Genomic DNA, 15291 nt, shown 5'->3' on the forward strand with positions numbered 1-15291 from the left:
AGTGTAGGATGGAGTATGATAAAGCACTGAAAAATAGATTAAAACGGATGGAAGGCCAAATCCGAGGGATTCTCGGGATGATGGAGGCGGGAGAAGATTGCCGGGAGGTTGTGACTCAGCTATCAGCGGTTCGAACTGCGGTAGACCGGACAATCGGTGTCGTGATCGGGTCCAATCTTCAGCATTGCATCCAGGAGGAACTTGCCAAAGGAAATTCACCGGACAAAGTGATTCAAGAAGCTGTGGAGCTTCTCGTAAAAAGCAGATAAAAAATGGGGGTGTCACATCAGGTTAGGAAAACTTGATGGACAACCCCTTTTTTATACGGTAAATTCAACTTATTATTGTGCTCGCTCGGTAGGATGCACAACGGATCTTTCCCAATCCAGCAGCAGCTTGACGGTTTCATCCAATTGTTGCTCGGCCGAAATCTCTGCAGGGTGATCCCCTTTCTGAAAGCCGTAACTGCCAAATTGCGAATGATTTCCGCCGCGGATCGTATGATATTCAGCCGTATTCGGTAAATCGCTTTTTGCTTTTGTCAGCGCCGCCATATTGATGGCTCCATCATCGGAACCAACGACGGAGAATACGGGTAAGTTAGACGAAACTAAGCTTCCTTTAGGATCTGGATAAGAGGCAAAGAAAAAGACACCATCCAATTCGCTGGCATGCGCTGCAGCATAACGAGCTGCCATCACGCCGCCAAGCGAATGGCCGCCAAGCAGAAAGGTTTCATCCGCCGCTTTCGCCGCAATGATCGGCTGAGCACGGTCTCCGCCGAATATGGCGAGATTCAGAGGCATTTTCACAATATAAACGCGATGACCTGCTTGCGCAAACGCTTTAGCATAAGTCGCATAGCTCTCCGGCTTCACGAGACCGCCAGGATAATAAATGATGCTGGGTTGTACAGGGGTTTTGGGTTCAAAACGGATGACCTGTTTCTCATCACTGACCGTAATCTCATCAGTAGACTGCATGGCTGACAACGCGTCTAGACTTGGCTGGTAAGGTCTCAAATACAAGTAGGTTGCTCCCATCAAAAGGACAATAAGAGCTAACCCCGCTTTCCACCAGTGGCGTTTGAAAGCTTTCACGATCCATCACCTCTCGCCGAGTAGGTTATCAATTCATAGAGGGAGTGTCAAGTGAATCCATATGAGGAGGTTTTCTAATGAACAAAGGTTATTATTTGACTGATTTAGATGGTACTTTGCTTCGCTCAAATGCCTCTTTATCCGATTATACGGTCCGTGTAATCACAGAAGCACTGGAAGCTGGAACGGTGATCAGCTATGCAACAGCAAGGAGTTATCAAAGCTCAACCGCTGTTGTTTCCCAAATTCCCTGGCGTTACCCGCTTGTCCTCTACAATGGAGCCTTGCTGTTTGACCCTGTGCATAAACATGTGTTGGACGGTTACTTTCTTGACCGGGAGCGTACGGAAGCAATTTTAGCCATCGGCAAATCAAGAGGTTTTGTTCCACTCTTATTCGCTTTAGATCATGAAGATCAGGAAAAGGTCCTGCATGAAAAGCTTGTTAGAACAGGGGATTTGCAGTTTGCTGCTAGCCGACCAAATGATCCTCGATTCAACGAAGTGAAGGAGCTAAGCTGTCCGCCACATTTACGTACACTGCTTATCACGTATATTGGTTTGCTAGAGGAGTTGGAGCCCCTCAAAGCGGCAGTTACTTCAGCGTTTGGCGCTGAGATCCATATTCATATGATGAAAGACAACTATATTGAAAACCATTATTTTTTGGAGTTCAGCCACCCCCAAGCAAACAAGCAGGAAGGACTCCTTTTATGGGCAAAACATGTTGGCTGTGCGGTAGATAAAATCACTGTTTTTGGCGATAATCTCAATGATGTCGGGATGTTTCGCGCTGCTGGCCGCAAAATTGCTGTGGAGAATGCGTATGCTGAGATTCTGCACATGGCGGATGAAGTCGTGTCAAGCAATGATCAGGATGGCGTTGCTGCCTATGTGGAAGCTCGTTTGAAAATGGGTGTATAATGGAAAAAATAGGGGAAAGGAGTGAGTTAATCAATGCCTTACAACGATGAACACATGAGTTATTCGAATACGTTCATTCAAGTCGCGACGGATTGTCCCGTTGAGATGGGAGTCGAGCCGCCGATGAAAAAGGAAGGCAAAACGGCTCACCGAATTCAATATGAGCTGTTGTCGCAGAACCCTTACAAATTCACGCAAGGTGAACTCATTTATGAAGTGCATTTGCAGCATAAACAGATTACAGATGAGGAAAGCGAGCAGCGCGGCGCCGAAATTCGTGAGGCGTTGTTTGCCAAAAATCACCCCTGTCTTCGAGCGTCCATGCTCCCGAAGAAACACGGTTGGGGTGTTCACTACAATGAAGAAGGCAAAATAGCGATCTACCCGATGGAATCGGAAGCATACCAGCAATTTGTTGAAGCAGGGACGCACCAGCCGGACGGGCCTAAGCTTTTGTTTGCCATGCGCAGTTCACGCGGATGAGTGGAAGAATATGTTTGGGGGTAACCGAACCAATGGTTACCCCTTATTTGTTTTTTGCGCAAAGGGCTGATAGAGTATCATCTCACGCATTGTTGACATATTTATAAACAAAATAATATAATGTCTATGAATTACTAAACAATTTGAGGAAGTGTTTGCTGTGGAAGTGTCTGATCAGTTTTGGCAGGCTTCAATCGATGACTGGAAGCGCGGCTACGTGAAAGAGAATGAATACTTTTGCTGTCTGCTATGCGGCAAGCGGACGGAAGTGGGAATTATTTATCCGGAAAGTGGAGTTTTATACGAAGCAGAACGATATATGAAATGGCATATCCAGCATGCGCATGTTTCAGTTTTTCACTATTTAATCGGTCTGGACAAGAAACTTACAGGGTTGACAGATCATCAGAATAGTTTGATGAAGCTGTTCTACGAAGGCAAGAACGATAGTGAAGTTCAGCAGGCAATGGGGATTGGCAGCGCCTCGACCATTCGCAATCATCGCTTTGGGCTGAAAGAGAAAGAGCGGCAGGCCAAAGTTTTTCTAACGATGATGGAGCTATTGAAAGAAAAGGATCAGCATGCGCCAACTTTTGTAGATATTCATAAAACGGCTACGATGGTGGATGAACGATACAATGTCACACAAGATGAGTATGAGCAGATTGTTAAAAAATATTTCCCAGAAGGCACGTCTGGAAAGCTCACTTCCTTCTCACAGCAAGAAAAACACAAGTTTGTTGTTCTTCGTGAGATCGCCAAACGATTCGAACAAGATCGCTTTTATGGAGAAAAGGAAGTTAACGAGTTGCTAAAACCGGCGTTTCACGATTACGTGAAAATCCGCAGGTATCTAATTGAATATGGCTTCCTGGACCGCGAAGAAGATGGTAGCCAATATTGGTTGAAAGGATGAAATGAGACCATGACAAAAAAGGAATCAAATCAACGGAGACAAGAATTGCAGCAAATCTATAAAGAAACGAAAAAAGAATCCGGAGTATTTCAAATCCGCAATACGGTGAATGATAAGCGCTGGATCTCGAGCACAAAAAATTTGCGCTCCTTAAACGGCAAACGTATGGAACTTGATATGGGTAAACACATGAATCATGCCCTGCAACTTGAATTGAACGAATTTGGAAGCAGCGCTTTTGAAATTGAGGTACTGGAAGTGCTTAAGGTAAAGGAAACAGGGTACTTCGATGAGGATGACGCCTTGAGGAAGCTGGAAGACAAATGGCTGGAAGAACTGCAGCCTTATGATGATCGCGGTTATCATAAGCGAAAGACTGAATAATTCGGATCATTTCTGCATGCATGTATAAGGTTTTGGTTTAGTAATGGATTTACTGAGATTTTTTAGTATAATCGTAGGTAGAGATTGAAAACTCTTACTACACTTTTACTAATAAGGAGTCTTATCATGTCAAAAACACTTATTTTCGGACATAAAAATCCGGACACTGATTCAATCACATCAGCAATTGCTTATGCAGCACTGAAAACGAAGCTTGGCCAAGAGGTTGAAGCTGTTCGTCTAGGCAGCGTGAATGGTGAAACACAATTTGCACTCGATACGTTTAAAGTTGCGGCGCCTCGTCAAGTCGATACGGTTGCGAACGAAGCGGCGAATGTAATTTTGGTTGACCACGTTGAGCGTCAGCAAAGCGCTGCGGACATTGATCAAGTGCGTGTAGTGGAAGTTATCGACCATCATCGAATTGCAAATTTCGAAACCAGCCACCCGCTGTACTACCGTGCAGAGCCAGTTGGTTGCACAGCAACGATTTTGAATAAATTGTACAAAGAAAACGGCGTTGCCATCGATAAGGACATCGCAGGTCTGATGCTTTCTGCTATCATTTCAGATTCCTTGTTGTTCAAATCCCCGACTTGCACAGAACAAGACGTTGCCGCAGCTCGTGAGCTTGCAGCTATTGCTGGCGTAGACGCTGAAGAATATGGTCTGCAAATGCTGAAAGCAGGCGCTGATCTGAGCGACAAAACCGTTGCTCAATTGATTTCCTTGGATGCAAAAGAGTTCCAAATGGGCAGCTACAAAGTGGAAATCGCGCAAGTTAACGCGGTGGATGTCAACGATGTGCTTGCGAAGCAAGCCGAGATCGAAGCTGCACTGAACACCATTATTGCTGACAAAAACCTGGATCTGTTCCTGTTTGTCGTGACAGATATTCTTAACAACGATTCCGTGGGTCTTGCCCTTGGTCGCAAAGTTGAAGCTGTTGAAAAAGCATACAAAGTAACGCTTGCCGACAACAAAGCACTTCTGAAAGGCGTAGTTTCCCGTAAATCCCAAATCGTTCCTGTACTTACGGATATTTTCAACAACCTGTAAGCTTGAAACGGCATACCGCAGGCATCGTTCGCACAAGTGGACGGTGTCTTTTTGGTTATCGCGCAAACTTTTGGTATGATAGAAGTGATTTCAATGAAAGAGGTGGAGAAGAGATGGAAACTAACGTTCAACAAAGTAAATATGACAAGGCAACATTTGCCGGGGGTTGCTTCTGGTGTATGGTTACGCCGTTCGACCAGCTGCCGGGGATTGTGTCTATCGTATCTGGTTATATAGGTGGTCATACAACTAATCCGACATACGAAGAGGTGTGCTCGGAAACAACAGGTCACGCTGAAGCCGTCCAAATTACATTTGATCCCGAACTTTTTTCGTATCATAAATTATTGGAAACCTATTGGCGCCAAATCGACCCTACAGATGCGGGCGGACAGTTCCATGACCGCGGCTCCTCCTATCGTACAGCGATTTTCGCACATACGGATCAGCAGAAGTTGGAAGCGGAAGCCTCCAAGCAAGCCTTGCAGGATAGCGGACGTTTCAACGCTCCGATCGTAACGGAAATCGTGCGTATCGATGCGGATGCTTTCTACCCAGGAGAAGAGTACCATCAGGATTATCATCATAAAAATCCGCTGCGCTACAAAGCATATCGCAAAGGCTCCGGGCGCGATGCGTTTATTTCCAAACATTGGAACACGGCCAAAGACAAAGAGGAGCGCAAGAAAAAGCTTACTCCTCTGCAATATGAAGTGACGCAAAACAGTGCGACAGAACGCCCTTTCAACAATGAATTCTGGGACTCCCATGAAAAGGGATTGTACGTAGACATTGTTTCAGGCGAACCGCTATTTACCTCCATCGATAAATTCGATTCAGGCTGTGGTTGGCCCAGCTTCACGAAACCGGTATTTGAAGGCAATGTGAAAGAGAAAACCGACACCAGCCATTTCATGGTCAGGACGGAAGTACGCAGCCAGGAAGCGGATTCGCATTTGGGTCACGTGTTTAATGATGGTCCTGGACCAACTAGACTCAGATACTGCATCAATTCAGCTGCACTTCGGTTCGTCCCGCTAGCTGATTTGGAAAAAGAAGGATATGGAGCTTATCTTCGTTTCTTTGAAGTTTAATTAAGCAAAAAGACGCTAGTCAGGTTCATGCCTGATTAGCGTCTTTCTGTTTATTTGCTCAGTTCATTAATCTTTGTACCAGGGATTTAAATGGATGAGAACTTCGTCGACGTCGGCGTGCTGGTCCATGATCGATTTTTTGATCACACGGGTAATATCGTGCCCTTCCTGAACGGTTAGTTCACCCGGGATGGATACTCTAGCATCTACCAGAATGTAGTGTCCATGTTCGCGAGCACGAATACGGTCTATTCGTTTTACTTCAGGCACCGCCTCAATCAGTAAGATGTATTGGTGAAGCTTCTCTTGATCAACCGTTTTCTCCATCAAAATATCGAAGGATTCTTTGCCCATTTCCACGGCTAATCTTAGAACGAGCAGGGATACGATAATTCCCGCAGCTGCATCACCAAAGGATAACCAGGCAATGTTATAGGCTCCTCCAACAAAAGCCAAACCAATACCAACGACTGCAGCGAGCGATGCGTAGACATCGGCTAAATGATCTTTTGCAGTCGCTATCAGACCCTTACTGCTGGTGTTAACGCCAATTCGCATGGTGTATTTATAAAGCACATACTTCCAAACGGTTGAAATAACAGCAGCCGTAAAAGCGACCCAGCTAGGGGATTGAGGTTCGTGAAATAAGGCAATAGTAGAATGATAGCCAATATAAAGTGCTGCAATCAGCAGGATAAAAGCGACAAATCCAGAGCCGAGCACCTCAGCTTTGCCATGCCCGTAAGGGTGGTCCTCATCAGCTGGTAGTTTGGATATGCGCATCGCGCTAAGGGCCGCGATTGTGGCGATAATATCGCCGGCATTATGGAGTCCGTCGGCCAGCAAAACTTCACTTTGGAACCATAACCCGATAATAATCTTCATGAGCGTAAGAAAAATGTTGCTGATCAGCGAAAGCCATATCGCCAATACGGATGATTTGTTGTCTACAGTCATTAATGATGACCTCCTACAGAAGTGTTTCCCGAAGGAAAAAAAATCCCTTGACCTAGGTACAGCTCAGGTCAAGGGATTTTTTGATTTATATAGTAATCTAGTAACTATCAATAGGCGCATAATCAACACTTCACTTTACACAAATATCTTTGTATAATACCACACATAGCAGAAATTAACAAACCACGAATCAGAGAATCTTGGAGAGGCACTAATTTGTGGGGGAAGGAAGTCTGGAGAAACAATGTTAAAGCCATGGTTGCTTGAGATCGAACATCAATTATTGCCACAGTTAGAGATATACAGCAAACAACCCTACGATCCGATTGTAGTCCATTATATTCCGAAGCCGTGGAAATTGCTTGGTTCAGGTAACTATGCGGCAGTACTTATGCACCCCAATTATTCTGATCTTGTTGTTAAGGTATACGCGCCAGGCAGGCCGGGAATCGAAGAAGAAACGGAAGTCTATCGACGACTAGGCAAGCATCCCGCTTATTCCGAATGTTTGCATGCAGGAGACAATTACTTAGTTCTGCGCCGGTTAACTGGCGTTACGCTTTATAAATGTTTGCAGCGTGGACTTCCGATTCCAAGGCAGGTCATTGAGGATATAGATGAAGCATTAGCCTATGCGGTTAAAAGAGGCCTGAATCCACATGATGTTCATGGAAAAAATGTGATGATGAAAGATGGCCGAGGATTAGTCGTAGACGTATCGGATTTCATGAAACAGGAATATTGTCCGATGTGGGACGATTTGAAAAACGCTTATGACCGATTTTATTATCCATGGGTTCGCAAAATGCCTATACCAAATTTTGCTTTAAATGTTGTGCGGAGAAGCTATCGGAAATGGAAGAAATTTCGCCGAACTCGTGGTACAATCTAAGTAGAAGAGATGAGATTTCCTAAATTTTAAACATAAGGAAGGCGCGTCTATGAGAGTACATGAATTCGAGCTTGGCGCTGACTTGCAGCGAAGTGATCTAACGGCGATTTCGGCCAAATCTTCACATTTTATGTCGGACATTACGATTGATTTTGAGTATGATCATTCCATGCATTGTGTCGATGTGAAAAGTTTACTGGGTATGCTGTTAATACCGATCAGAGCGGGGACTACGCTCCGCTTGCTGACCAAGGGCAAAGATGAGGAAGAAGCGATGCACTACATGTTCGATCTGTTTCAATCCTATCGGTAAAATAAAATAGATCCTGATAAAGACGTCCATTCTAACACTTGCGAATACTTGTTTATTCGATGGTGAGGAAGCGGCGTCTTTTTTCAGAGATGGATGTAAACGGTTTAACTTTAGGACAAGATGTGACGATTTTCCGTCAAGATTGGATAGAGCATGTACCAAACAAAAGGGATAAAATAGGTCTATATAGACGGAATAAAGGAGCGTGGCTGCTAAATGAGTAAGCATCAAATTGTCATCGTTGGTTGCGGAGGCATGGCAAATGTTTGGGTTGACTATGTGTTAAAACGTGAAGATTGCTTGATTGTGGCGCTGGTTGATATCAAAAAGGAATTCGCTCAGGCTATGGCGGATCGCCATCAGCTGACTTGCGGCATTTATACGGATCTGGAGCAAGCGATTGAGGAGTCCGGCGCGAATCTGGTACTGGACATCACCATCCCGGCCAGCCATTTTCAGGTGGCGACGACGGCGCTTCGCCATGGCTGCAACGTCTTCGGCGAGAAGCCGATGGCCGCCACCATGGCGGAAGCACGCGAGCTCGTGCAGCGGGTGGAACAGGCGGGAGCTTCGCTCTCCGTCATGCAAAACCGGCGCTATGACGCGAACATCCGCTCCCTACGCGAGCTGATTCACACGGGCACGATCGGACGCGTGGGTTATGTGGGGGCCGATTTCTTCCTCGGCCCACATTTCGGGGGCTTTCGGGATGCGATGGAAAGCCCGCTGATCCTGGACATGGCGATCCATACATTCGATCAGGCTCGCTTTATTACAGGGGCAGACCCGGTGTCAGTGTACTGCCAGGAATTTAACCCTCCCGGCTCGTGGTACGCCGGGAATGCTTCCGCCATCTGCATCTATGAGATGTCAGATGGCACGGTGTTCTGTTACCGCGGCTCGTGGTGCGCGGAAGGGGCGCCGACCTCATGGGAGGCGTCATGGCGCGTGACGGGCGAGACCGGCAGTGCCATCTGGGACGGGGCTGGCGCACCGTACGCCGAGGTTGTCGCCGGCGGCGAGCAAGCCGGCAAGTTCCTTCGCGAGCATACGCGCATAGACGTGGAAGTGAGCTGGCAGGGCCGCAGCGGGCATGCTGGCTGCCTGGATGAGATGTTCGCGGCGCTGGAGCAGGGACGCCGTGCGGAGACGGACTGCCGCGATAACATCAAAAGCATGGCCATGGTGCTTGGCGCCATCGACAGCGCGAAGAGCGGCCGTAAGGTCGATCTGAGCAGCTACTGGAGATGAGAAAAAGGGTTGAACAGATGAGCTTCTGTTCAACCCTTTTTGTGTGTTTAGTGAATGTCTTTCTTTTTGAAGCGGCCGCCTTTGACATCGTGAATGTTGCCAATCGCAAGAAAAGCCTTGGGATCGAGCTCATCGACGATGGATTTTAATTTGGCTTCTTCCAACCTGGTGATGACACTGAAGATGACTTTCTTGTCATCTCCCGTGAACGCGCCTTCGCCTTTGAGATAGGTAACGCCGCGGCCTAAACGGGAGGTGATGGAGTCACCGATTTTGCTGAACTCATCGCTGATAATCCAAACCGATTTGGATTGATCCAGCCCTTCGATGGTAATATCAATCATTTTGAAGGCGATGTAATACGCAATCAGCGAGTACATGGCATGATCCCATCCGAAAACAAAGCCTGCGCTGCCAAGGATGAAGAAGTTGAAAAACATCACGATTTCGCCAACGGAAAAAGGCGATTTTTTGCTGAATAAGATCGCGACGATTTCAGTCCCATCCAGAGAACCGCCGGAGCGGATAACGAGTCCGACACCGATTCCCAGTATGATGCCGCCGAAAACTGCGGCTAACAGAGGATCAATCGTGAACGCTTGAACCGGGTGGAGCAGGGTCGTTCCGATGGACATTAAGATAACGGAAAATAGCGTAGACAGGGCAAAGGTTTTACCAATCTGCTTATATCCGATTAATAAAAATGGCAGATTTAACAACACCAGAAAAATACCTAACGGGAAGTGGGATAAATGCGACAAAATGATGGAAATACCCACAATTCCGCCATCGATAATATTATTCGGAACTAGAAAGACTTCTAAAGCGACAGATACTAAGGCAGATCCGATGATCATAAACATGACTCTGCGTAAAAATTTGAGGCGGGTCAACTTTTGATGTTGGGAGCTTAATTGTACGGCTCCATTTGGCAGGTTAGACATAATAGGTTCCTCTTTTCCTCATTCATTTCCAACATAGCGCTCTTATGAAATAGGAAGTATGAGGCCCGTGTAACCCGAGGTGAATTTAAGGAATGACAGAAGAATTGTTTTTAATCTAAGCCAAATTTTCTTGACAAGATAAATAATGAAAATAACAAAAACGGTAATTTCATACTGTGTATAAACATCATACGGCCATTGGAGCTTATCAAAGCGCGTATAGATTGTTTTTTTGGCAGGAACGTGCTCCTGAATCGAAAGAACTTGCGAGGTATTAGCGAGAACAAGTATTTCTGTATCTGACGAAAAATGATGGGAAATCGGTGGAGTTAATGGAAAAATAAATAAACCGAGAATGATCCAGACCAATATTTTCCACTGATGTTGTCGTGTAAATCGATGCAAGAGTCATCCCCCTCCTTGTGCTAAATACAACTAAATTTGTTTGAATTGTAGCATTTCATCTTATCTGAGTCAAACCGCGCTAGGGTGGATTTATGATTTTCAATTCTTACAGGGAGTGATAAAATGGGGTGGAGGACAAAAACCGACATCGTTATGAAGTGAAGGTTCGATTTACATATTTTGTAAGCGTATACATATTGTTGGGGTTGAAATTGTTCATCCGAATTAACGCATGAATCGCCTTCATTCATCATTTTTTTTGGAGGAATTAAGCATGAGCATAACCAATTCATATCCAAAGAAGATCATATCCGCAGCCAACTTGCATCAGAGTTTCAGCTTCCATGGGGGGAATTTGTTTGATAAAAAGGTTACTACATAAGAATACTTGGTTGCGGTATGGGATTGCGGGCTTAGTGTCCTGTGGTTTATTTCTCGGCTTATATCACATGATGACTGTCGAAGGGGCCGATAACAATCCACGGTTCATGATGCTCCGATTGGAAGACATTGGCCCCGGTGGTTATTATAGCTCTCTTGAAGGTCTAGGTAAGTTAAGGGCGGTCCTCCACTATTTGGATGAGAAACACGTGCAGTTCGGCATGGCCGTCGTTCCGCGCTGGATCAATATTACAGATGACGGAACTCGCTACGATAAATCGATCGATCAGCTGGACGATACCTATATTCAAGCCTTTGATAAGGTTATCAAAGAGGCTTCGGAGCATCGAGGTACAATCGGCATGCACGGTTATACGCATCAGGCAGGGGAAGTGCGCCGCGGTGATGGCCAGCACGCTTCCGGCGTTGGCAACGAGTTTAATGTCAGCGATTTGCCGGAGACGACGACGGCGGCTTTCGCGGAGAGTCGGGTTAAAGAAGGGTGGGGGCGTTTCCGCAATGCCGGTATGACACCTCATTTCTGGGAAGCGCCGCATTATCACACAGCTCCCGAGCAGGATAAGGTATTTCGCTCCTATTTTGGACTCCTGTATCAACCGGATGTCAATATTGATCCCAACCCGCCATTCGCGAGATATGAAAATATGGTGAATAAAGGCTTTGGAACTGCATCGCTTGGCAGTGTATATGTACCGACGACGCTTTCCTACATTCCAATCGGTAAAGACGAGAAATTTATATTGAACCAATTAGGGGTTGCAGAACGCATTTATTCTTTCTTTTATCATCCCTTTTTGGAATTCAATTATTTGGAACCTGAGCTGGATGAGTTCGGCACTCCCGTTATCCGCGATGGCATTCCAGCTTACCAATATACCGGTGAGAATAAAAGTGTACTTCAAAAGTTGATCGCACAAATTCAGCAAAAGGGATATCCTTTCTATTCGATCCATGATTATGTTCCTTTTACACCGGGGGAGAGGCTGAAGGTCGGCAGTACGAAAACAGCTTTGACGGAGATCGGGAATGTCAGCGGCAGCGGTCAGATGGACATCGTGACGTGGGATAAGAAATCGGCAGCGATGTCCGTTATCCAAGGGCAATACAAAGAGCTGCGCAATGATCGTCAGCCGGCATCGCACACATGGGCGTCGATACCGTATGCGGATGGCGCGGCATTTACTTTGAACAGCAGAATTGATAGTAAGAAGCAAGGCCTTTGGATCGTGCGTCCGAACGGTAAGCTAGAAGCCTACGCGTCAACGGGAGATTCATTCAAGCGAAGCCAAGCGTGGTCCATCCCGGCAAATCGCTGGTACGATCTGTATGAACTGAAACAACCGAATGGAGATTGTATTCTTGCTGGGCAATCACAGGATCGAAGCAAACTTCTCGGCTTATATTTGCACGGGAACGAAATTAAAAGCATTAAACCGTATACGTTCAGATCGAGCGCGGCTCGAGATTTAATCGTGCGGAATTTAGCCGGCAAGGATCAGCAAAAGCTGATGTTATTTAAAGAAAATACCTCACAAGGTGTGGAATTTGAGCTGGATCAGGCTAGTATGCAGTGGAGACTGGACAAAGTTGAGCTGGACATTCCGGATGAGCTCGGCAGCATTCGTTTCGGTGATTTTAATGGGGATGGGAGAGAAGATATTCTTCGCTGGGATCCCAGAAATTTAACCAATCGTGTGTATCAGCAAACGGAGGATCATACGTATAAGCTGCTTTCCATTTTTGGACCTTGGGGCAAAACAAACGGTCGCCTATCTGTCGCTGATTTCGATGGAAACGGGAAAGATGATATCGCGATGTATGGAAATGAAGACGGATTCTTGGATGTAGCTTTATCGTTTCAGACCGATCATGTAAAATAAAATAGGTTCATTCGGAAAGAAAAACTTGGAGGATCACCATGCGAACACCTATTTTATATGGATCGGTACACATTTTATTTTATCGAAATGACGAGGTTTTACTGTTAAAACGGCAAAATACCGGGTTTCAAGACGGCAATTGGAGCGTAGTGGCCGGCAGGATGGATGGCAACGAGGAGGTCGTTGCTGCGGCGATCCGGGAAGCAAAGGAAGAAGCAGGCGTCGATATCGAGCCTGATCAGCTTGAAATTATCGGCATGATGCACCGCAAAAACACAACTTCCGAATGGGTCGATTTCTTCTTGAAAGCGCACGACTGGAAAGGCAAGATCACGAATATGGAGCCGGAGAAATGCGAGCAGTTGACATGGTTTCCATTGAGCGAGCTTCCGAGCCAAATGGTCAGCTATATTCGGGTGGCGATCGAGCATAAACAAGAGGGGCTTTGGTTTGAAAGTATAGGTTGGAAATGAAAAGAGCTGGCGCTGCCAGCTTTTTTTGTTTGTTCGGTTGAGTGATTGGCGAACGGTGATGGGGATCAGGCGACAGGGCCGTGAATAAGGTGACAAAGGGTCTCCGGGGAGGAACTTGAGGACCTACGTTGCATTTTATACAGCGTAGTAGCATGAATTGACTGTGAATACGATGCTTCGTTGCACAGAATACAACCATTTCTCTCGAAAGGGTGAGATCCAAGCAGTTTATTGGTTTAATCGTTGTATAAAATACAATATAGAGGTGATCTGAGGCACAATTACAGCTATATGATTGCACAAAATACAACAAAGAACGCTGTTGCAGCGTTGTCCTCGCCCTCTCAGCCCCAGAAGCCAAGTACTGGCAGATGTGAACATCCGGTTTAGCATGTGAAAAAAGGCTCATGAATGCCGTTCTTTTGGACCAGAAAGGAAGCAAGTGCATACAGTGTTATGGATGGCTTTTTGGTGGAGGTGTTCATATGCGCAATGTAGTGGGCATTCTTTTGGATCGAAAAACGTACTTAGGTATACAGAGTAAACAAACCGGATATGAACAAATTGATTTGTATAACCAAGCGGCGGAAAAACTGGGTATAACGCTTTTTTATATTTGCTTGCAGGAAACGAGCGCTGAGTCAGCCCTTGGTTTATGTTTTGAAAACAAAAGCTACCGCCTACTTCGTCTTCCAATCCCCAAAGTCATCCATAATCGAGCTATTTCGCTTTCCCCATATATGCTTAAGAAATTGAACCATCTTGCTGCATCAAGTCATGTCTTCAATCGTCAAAATCGGTATGATAAACTGCGTATTCACAACTTGCTGCATACGAAGGAGTCGCTGCGGGCGCACCTCCCGGCGACTTTGTCGTATTCTCGCACGCATCTGCTTGAGGCTATGGAGCAATTTCCTGATTTTTTCGTCAAACCGACAAACAGTTCCGTAGGCAAAGGGATTATTAAGCTTTCAAGGCAGGAAAATGAGACATGGGAATTGTTTTGGAGCAATAACCAGCCCAAGAAGTTGACCCGTGACCAAGCGCTGGCTTATATCAAAACCAAGGTGGGAAAGCAAACCTATCTCATACAACAAGCCATTTCTTTAGCAACGCATCAAGGCAGGCCCTACGATTTACGAGTTTCTGTGCAGCGCGGTGCAAAGGGCAAATGGCAGGTAAACGGGATTGCAGGAAAAGTTGCCGCCCATGGCAGACAGGTTACCAATTTGGGCAAAGGCGGAGAAGCTTGGCGATGCGAGCTTTTATTTCATAGGAGCGGGTTTCAGCCTGAACAGATGAAAGAAGCCGTTGAGCAGGTATCCCTGAGAATAGCTGAAGTATTGGGCAAACGATTACCGAATATGGCGGATATCGGGTTGGATATAGGTGTCGATAAAACAGGGCACATCTGGTTTATCGAGGCCAACGGGAGGGATCAAAGGTACGAATTCAAGCAGTTGAAAATGGAGGATTCGTTCTATCAGACTTATGAGACACCGCTTGTGTATGCCAAGTACCTACTAAATAAACGGGGATAATCGTCATCTAGAAATGGAGAATTCATCTAGTACACTAGCTGTGAAAAGTGAATAAATTACTATTATAGCGCTGTAAAGGTGGAGTTTGATAGTGAAAAATAGGGTGTTAGTCATTAAAATGAATTTATTACCCTGGTACAATGAGCTCAACGATGAATTGGAAATTAACCATCCGGCTTTTCCTATCCCAGTGAAAACGAAAATTTTATTGTTCGGTGAGTATTCAATTGTAGCTATTAATCGAGTTGAAACAAGATTACGACAGATACGCCAA

The 15291-nt window shown here is 45.7% G+C and carries 17 protein-coding genes; 13 read left to right on the forward strand and 4 right to left on the reverse strand.

The genetic code is table 11. The features are described from left to right. The first annotated feature begins 8 nt into the window (after nt 1–8). Nucleotides 9–269 (forward strand): metal-sensitive transcriptional regulator, encoded by a 261-nt coding sequence (locus tag ACKTT9_RS16615; RefSeq protein WP_145655952.1) that lies wholly within the window; start codon nt 9–11, stop codon nt 267–269. Between the two features lie 72 nt (nt 270–341). On the opposite strand, the gene ACKTT9_RS16620 is transcribed toward ACKTT9_RS16615, so the two are convergent. Beyond that, on the reverse strand, nt 342–1100 hold the full coding sequence (locus ACKTT9_RS16620; protein ID WP_407872419.1) for an alpha/beta hydrolase: 759 nt from the start codon (nt 1098–1100) through the stop codon (nt 342–344). 77 nt (nt 1101–1177) lie between these two features. On the opposite strand from ACKTT9_RS16620, the gene ACKTT9_RS16625 reads away from it, so the two are divergent. From ACKTT9_RS16625 to msrB, 6 genes are all read left to right on the forward strand, one after another. Further along, on the forward strand, nt 1178–2023 hold the full coding sequence (locus tag ACKTT9_RS16625) for an HAD family hydrolase (protein ID WP_407872420.1): 846 nt from the start codon (nt 1178–1180) through the stop codon (nt 2021–2023). Between the two features lie 33 nt (nt 2024–2056). Next, a complete protein-coding gene (locus ACKTT9_RS16630; RefSeq protein ID WP_407872421.1) occupies nt 2057–2506 on the forward strand; it encodes a DUF6157 family protein in 450 nt (149 codons plus the stop codon). Between the two features lie 160 nt (nt 2507–2666). Beyond that, on the forward strand, nt 2667–3422 hold the full coding sequence (locus ACKTT9_RS16635) for a DUF2087 domain-containing protein (RefSeq protein ID WP_407872422.1): 756 nt from the start codon (nt 2667–2669) through the stop codon (nt 3420–3422). Between the two features lie 9 nt (nt 3423–3431). Further along, nucleotides 3432–3806, forward strand: a complete 375-nt coding sequence (locus tag ACKTT9_RS16640) for a GIY-YIG nuclease family protein (RefSeq protein ID WP_407872423.1) — start codon at nt 3432–3434, stop codon at nt 3804–3806. A gap of 126 nt (nt 3807–3932) precedes the next feature. Then, complete coding sequence (locus ACKTT9_RS16645; RefSeq protein ID WP_407872424.1) at nt 3933–4865, forward strand: manganese-dependent inorganic pyrophosphatase; 933 nt, start codon at nt 3933–3935, stop codon at nt 4863–4865. 113 nt (nt 4866–4978) lie between these two features. Then, nucleotides 4979–5959, forward strand: coding sequence for a peptide-methionine (R)-S-oxide reductase MsrB (gene msrB / locus ACKTT9_RS16650; RefSeq protein ID WP_407872425.1), 981 nt, complete (start codon nt 4979–4981; stop codon nt 5957–5959). A 66-nt stretch (nt 5960–6025) separates the two neighbouring features. Here the strand turns inward: msrB and ACKTT9_RS16655 are convergent, their stop codons facing one another. After that, complete coding sequence (locus tag ACKTT9_RS16655) at nt 6026–6916, reverse strand: cation diffusion facilitator family transporter (protein WP_407872426.1); 891 nt, start codon at nt 6914–6916, stop codon at nt 6026–6028. A gap of 244 nt (nt 6917–7160) precedes the next feature. Here ACKTT9_RS16655 and ACKTT9_RS16660 point away from each other — a divergent pair, with 244 nt between their 5' ends. The 3 genes from ACKTT9_RS16660 to ACKTT9_RS16670 all read left to right on the forward strand — a co-directional run bounded on the left by ACKTT9_RS16660 (nt 7161) and on the right by ACKTT9_RS16670 (nt 9372). Beyond that, nucleotides 7161–7808: a serine/threonine protein kinase gene (locus ACKTT9_RS16660; protein WP_407872427.1), complete on the forward strand. Its 648-nt coding sequence runs from the start codon at nt 7161–7163 to the stop codon at nt 7806–7808. A 49-nt stretch (nt 7809–7857) separates the two neighbouring features. Beyond that, the gene (locus ACKTT9_RS16665; RefSeq protein ID WP_127456074.1) at nt 7858–8121 is read left to right on the forward strand and encodes an HPr family phosphocarrier protein; all 264 of its coding nucleotides are present in this window, start codon (nt 7858–7860) and stop codon (nt 8119–8121) included. Nucleotides 8122–8337: 216 nt separating this feature from the next. Then, a complete protein-coding gene (locus ACKTT9_RS16670; protein WP_407872428.1) occupies nt 8338–9372 on the forward strand; it encodes a Gfo/Idh/MocA family protein in 1035 nt (344 codons plus the stop codon). Between the two features lie 47 nt (nt 9373–9419). Here the strand turns inward: ACKTT9_RS16670 and ACKTT9_RS16675 are convergent, their stop codons facing one another. Together ACKTT9_RS16675 and ACKTT9_RS16680 are read right to left on the reverse strand one after the other, a co-directional pair. Then, nucleotides 9420–10316, reverse strand: a complete 897-nt coding sequence (locus ACKTT9_RS16675) for a YitT family protein (RefSeq protein ID WP_315949750.1) — start codon at nt 10314–10316, stop codon at nt 9420–9422. Between the two features lie 42 nt (nt 10317–10358). Further along, entirely contained in the window at nt 10359–10721 is a 363-nt protein-coding gene (locus ACKTT9_RS16680; RefSeq protein ID WP_407872429.1) for a hypothetical protein, read from the reverse strand. A gap of 359 nt (nt 10722–11080) precedes the next feature. Between ACKTT9_RS16680 and ACKTT9_RS16685 the strand changes: the two genes are divergently transcribed. The 3 genes from ACKTT9_RS16685 to ACKTT9_RS16695 all read left to right on the forward strand — a co-directional run bounded on the left by ACKTT9_RS16685 (nt 11081) and on the right by ACKTT9_RS16695 (nt 15017). Further along, nucleotides 11081–13003: a DUF2334 domain-containing protein gene (locus ACKTT9_RS16685; protein ID WP_407872430.1), complete on the forward strand. Its 1923-nt coding sequence runs from the start codon at nt 11081–11083 to the stop codon at nt 13001–13003. Between the two features lie 38 nt (nt 13004–13041). Continuing rightward, nucleotides 13042–13476 carry an NUDIX hydrolase gene (locus ACKTT9_RS16690; protein WP_407872431.1) on the forward strand — a complete coding sequence of 145 codons (435 nt, stop codon included), beginning with the start codon at nt 13042–13044 and terminating at the stop codon, nt 13474–13476. A 485-nt stretch (nt 13477–13961) separates the two neighbouring features. Further along, nucleotides 13962–15017 (forward strand): YheC/YheD family protein, encoded by a 1056-nt coding sequence (locus ACKTT9_RS16695; RefSeq protein WP_407872432.1) that lies wholly within the window; start codon nt 13962–13964, stop codon nt 15015–15017. The last annotated feature ends 274 nt before the right edge of the window (nt 15018–15291 follow it).

It is taken from the genome of Paenibacillus sp. P36 (assembly GCF_045866505.1).
Lineage (GTDB): Bacteria > Bacillota > Bacilli > Paenibacillales > NBRC-103111 > Paenibacillus_E > Paenibacillus_E chondroitinus.

Coding starts and splice junctions, on each gene's coding strand:
- ACKTT9_RS16615 (WP_145655952.1), top strand. CDS start 9: ATGGAGTATGATAAAGCACTGAAAAATAGATTAAAACGGATGGAAGGC.
- ACKTT9_RS16625 (WP_407872420.1), top strand. CDS start 1,178: ATGAACAAAGGTTATTATTTGACTGATTTAGATGGTACTTTGCTTCGC.
- ACKTT9_RS16630 (WP_407872421.1), top strand. CDS start 2,057: ATGCCTTACAACGATGAACACATGAGTTATTCGAATACGTTCATTCAA.
- ACKTT9_RS16640 (WP_407872423.1), top strand. CDS start 3,432: ATGACAAAAAAGGAATCAAATCAACGGAGACAAGAATTGCAGCAAATC.
- ACKTT9_RS16645 (WP_407872424.1), top strand. CDS start 3,933: ATGTCAAAAACACTTATTTTCGGACATAAAAATCCGGACACTGATTCA.
- msrB (WP_407872425.1), top strand. CDS start 4,979: ATGGAAACTAACGTTCAACAAAGTAAATATGACAAGGCAACATTTGCC.
- ACKTT9_RS16655 (WP_407872426.1), bottom strand. CDS start 6,916: ATGACTGTAGACAACAAATCATCCGTATTGGCGATATGGCTTTCGCTG.
- ACKTT9_RS16660 (WP_407872427.1), top strand. CDS start 7,161: ATGTTAAAGCCATGGTTGCTTGAGATCGAACATCAATTATTGCCACAG.
- ACKTT9_RS16665 (WP_127456074.1), top strand. CDS start 7,858: ATGAGAGTACATGAATTCGAGCTTGGCGCTGACTTGCAGCGAAGTGAT.
- ACKTT9_RS16670 (WP_407872428.1), top strand. CDS start 8,338: ATGAGTAAGCATCAAATTGTCATCGTTGGTTGCGGAGGCATGGCAAAT.
- ACKTT9_RS16675 (WP_315949750.1), bottom strand. CDS start 10,316: ATGTCTAACCTGCCAAATGGAGCCGTACAATTAAGCTCCCAACATCAA.
- ACKTT9_RS16690 (WP_407872431.1), top strand. CDS start 13,042: ATGCGAACACCTATTTTATATGGATCGGTACACATTTTATTTTATCGA.
- ACKTT9_RS16695 (WP_407872432.1), top strand. CDS start 13,962: ATGCGCAATGTAGTGGGCATTCTTTTGGATCGAAAAACGTACTTAGGT.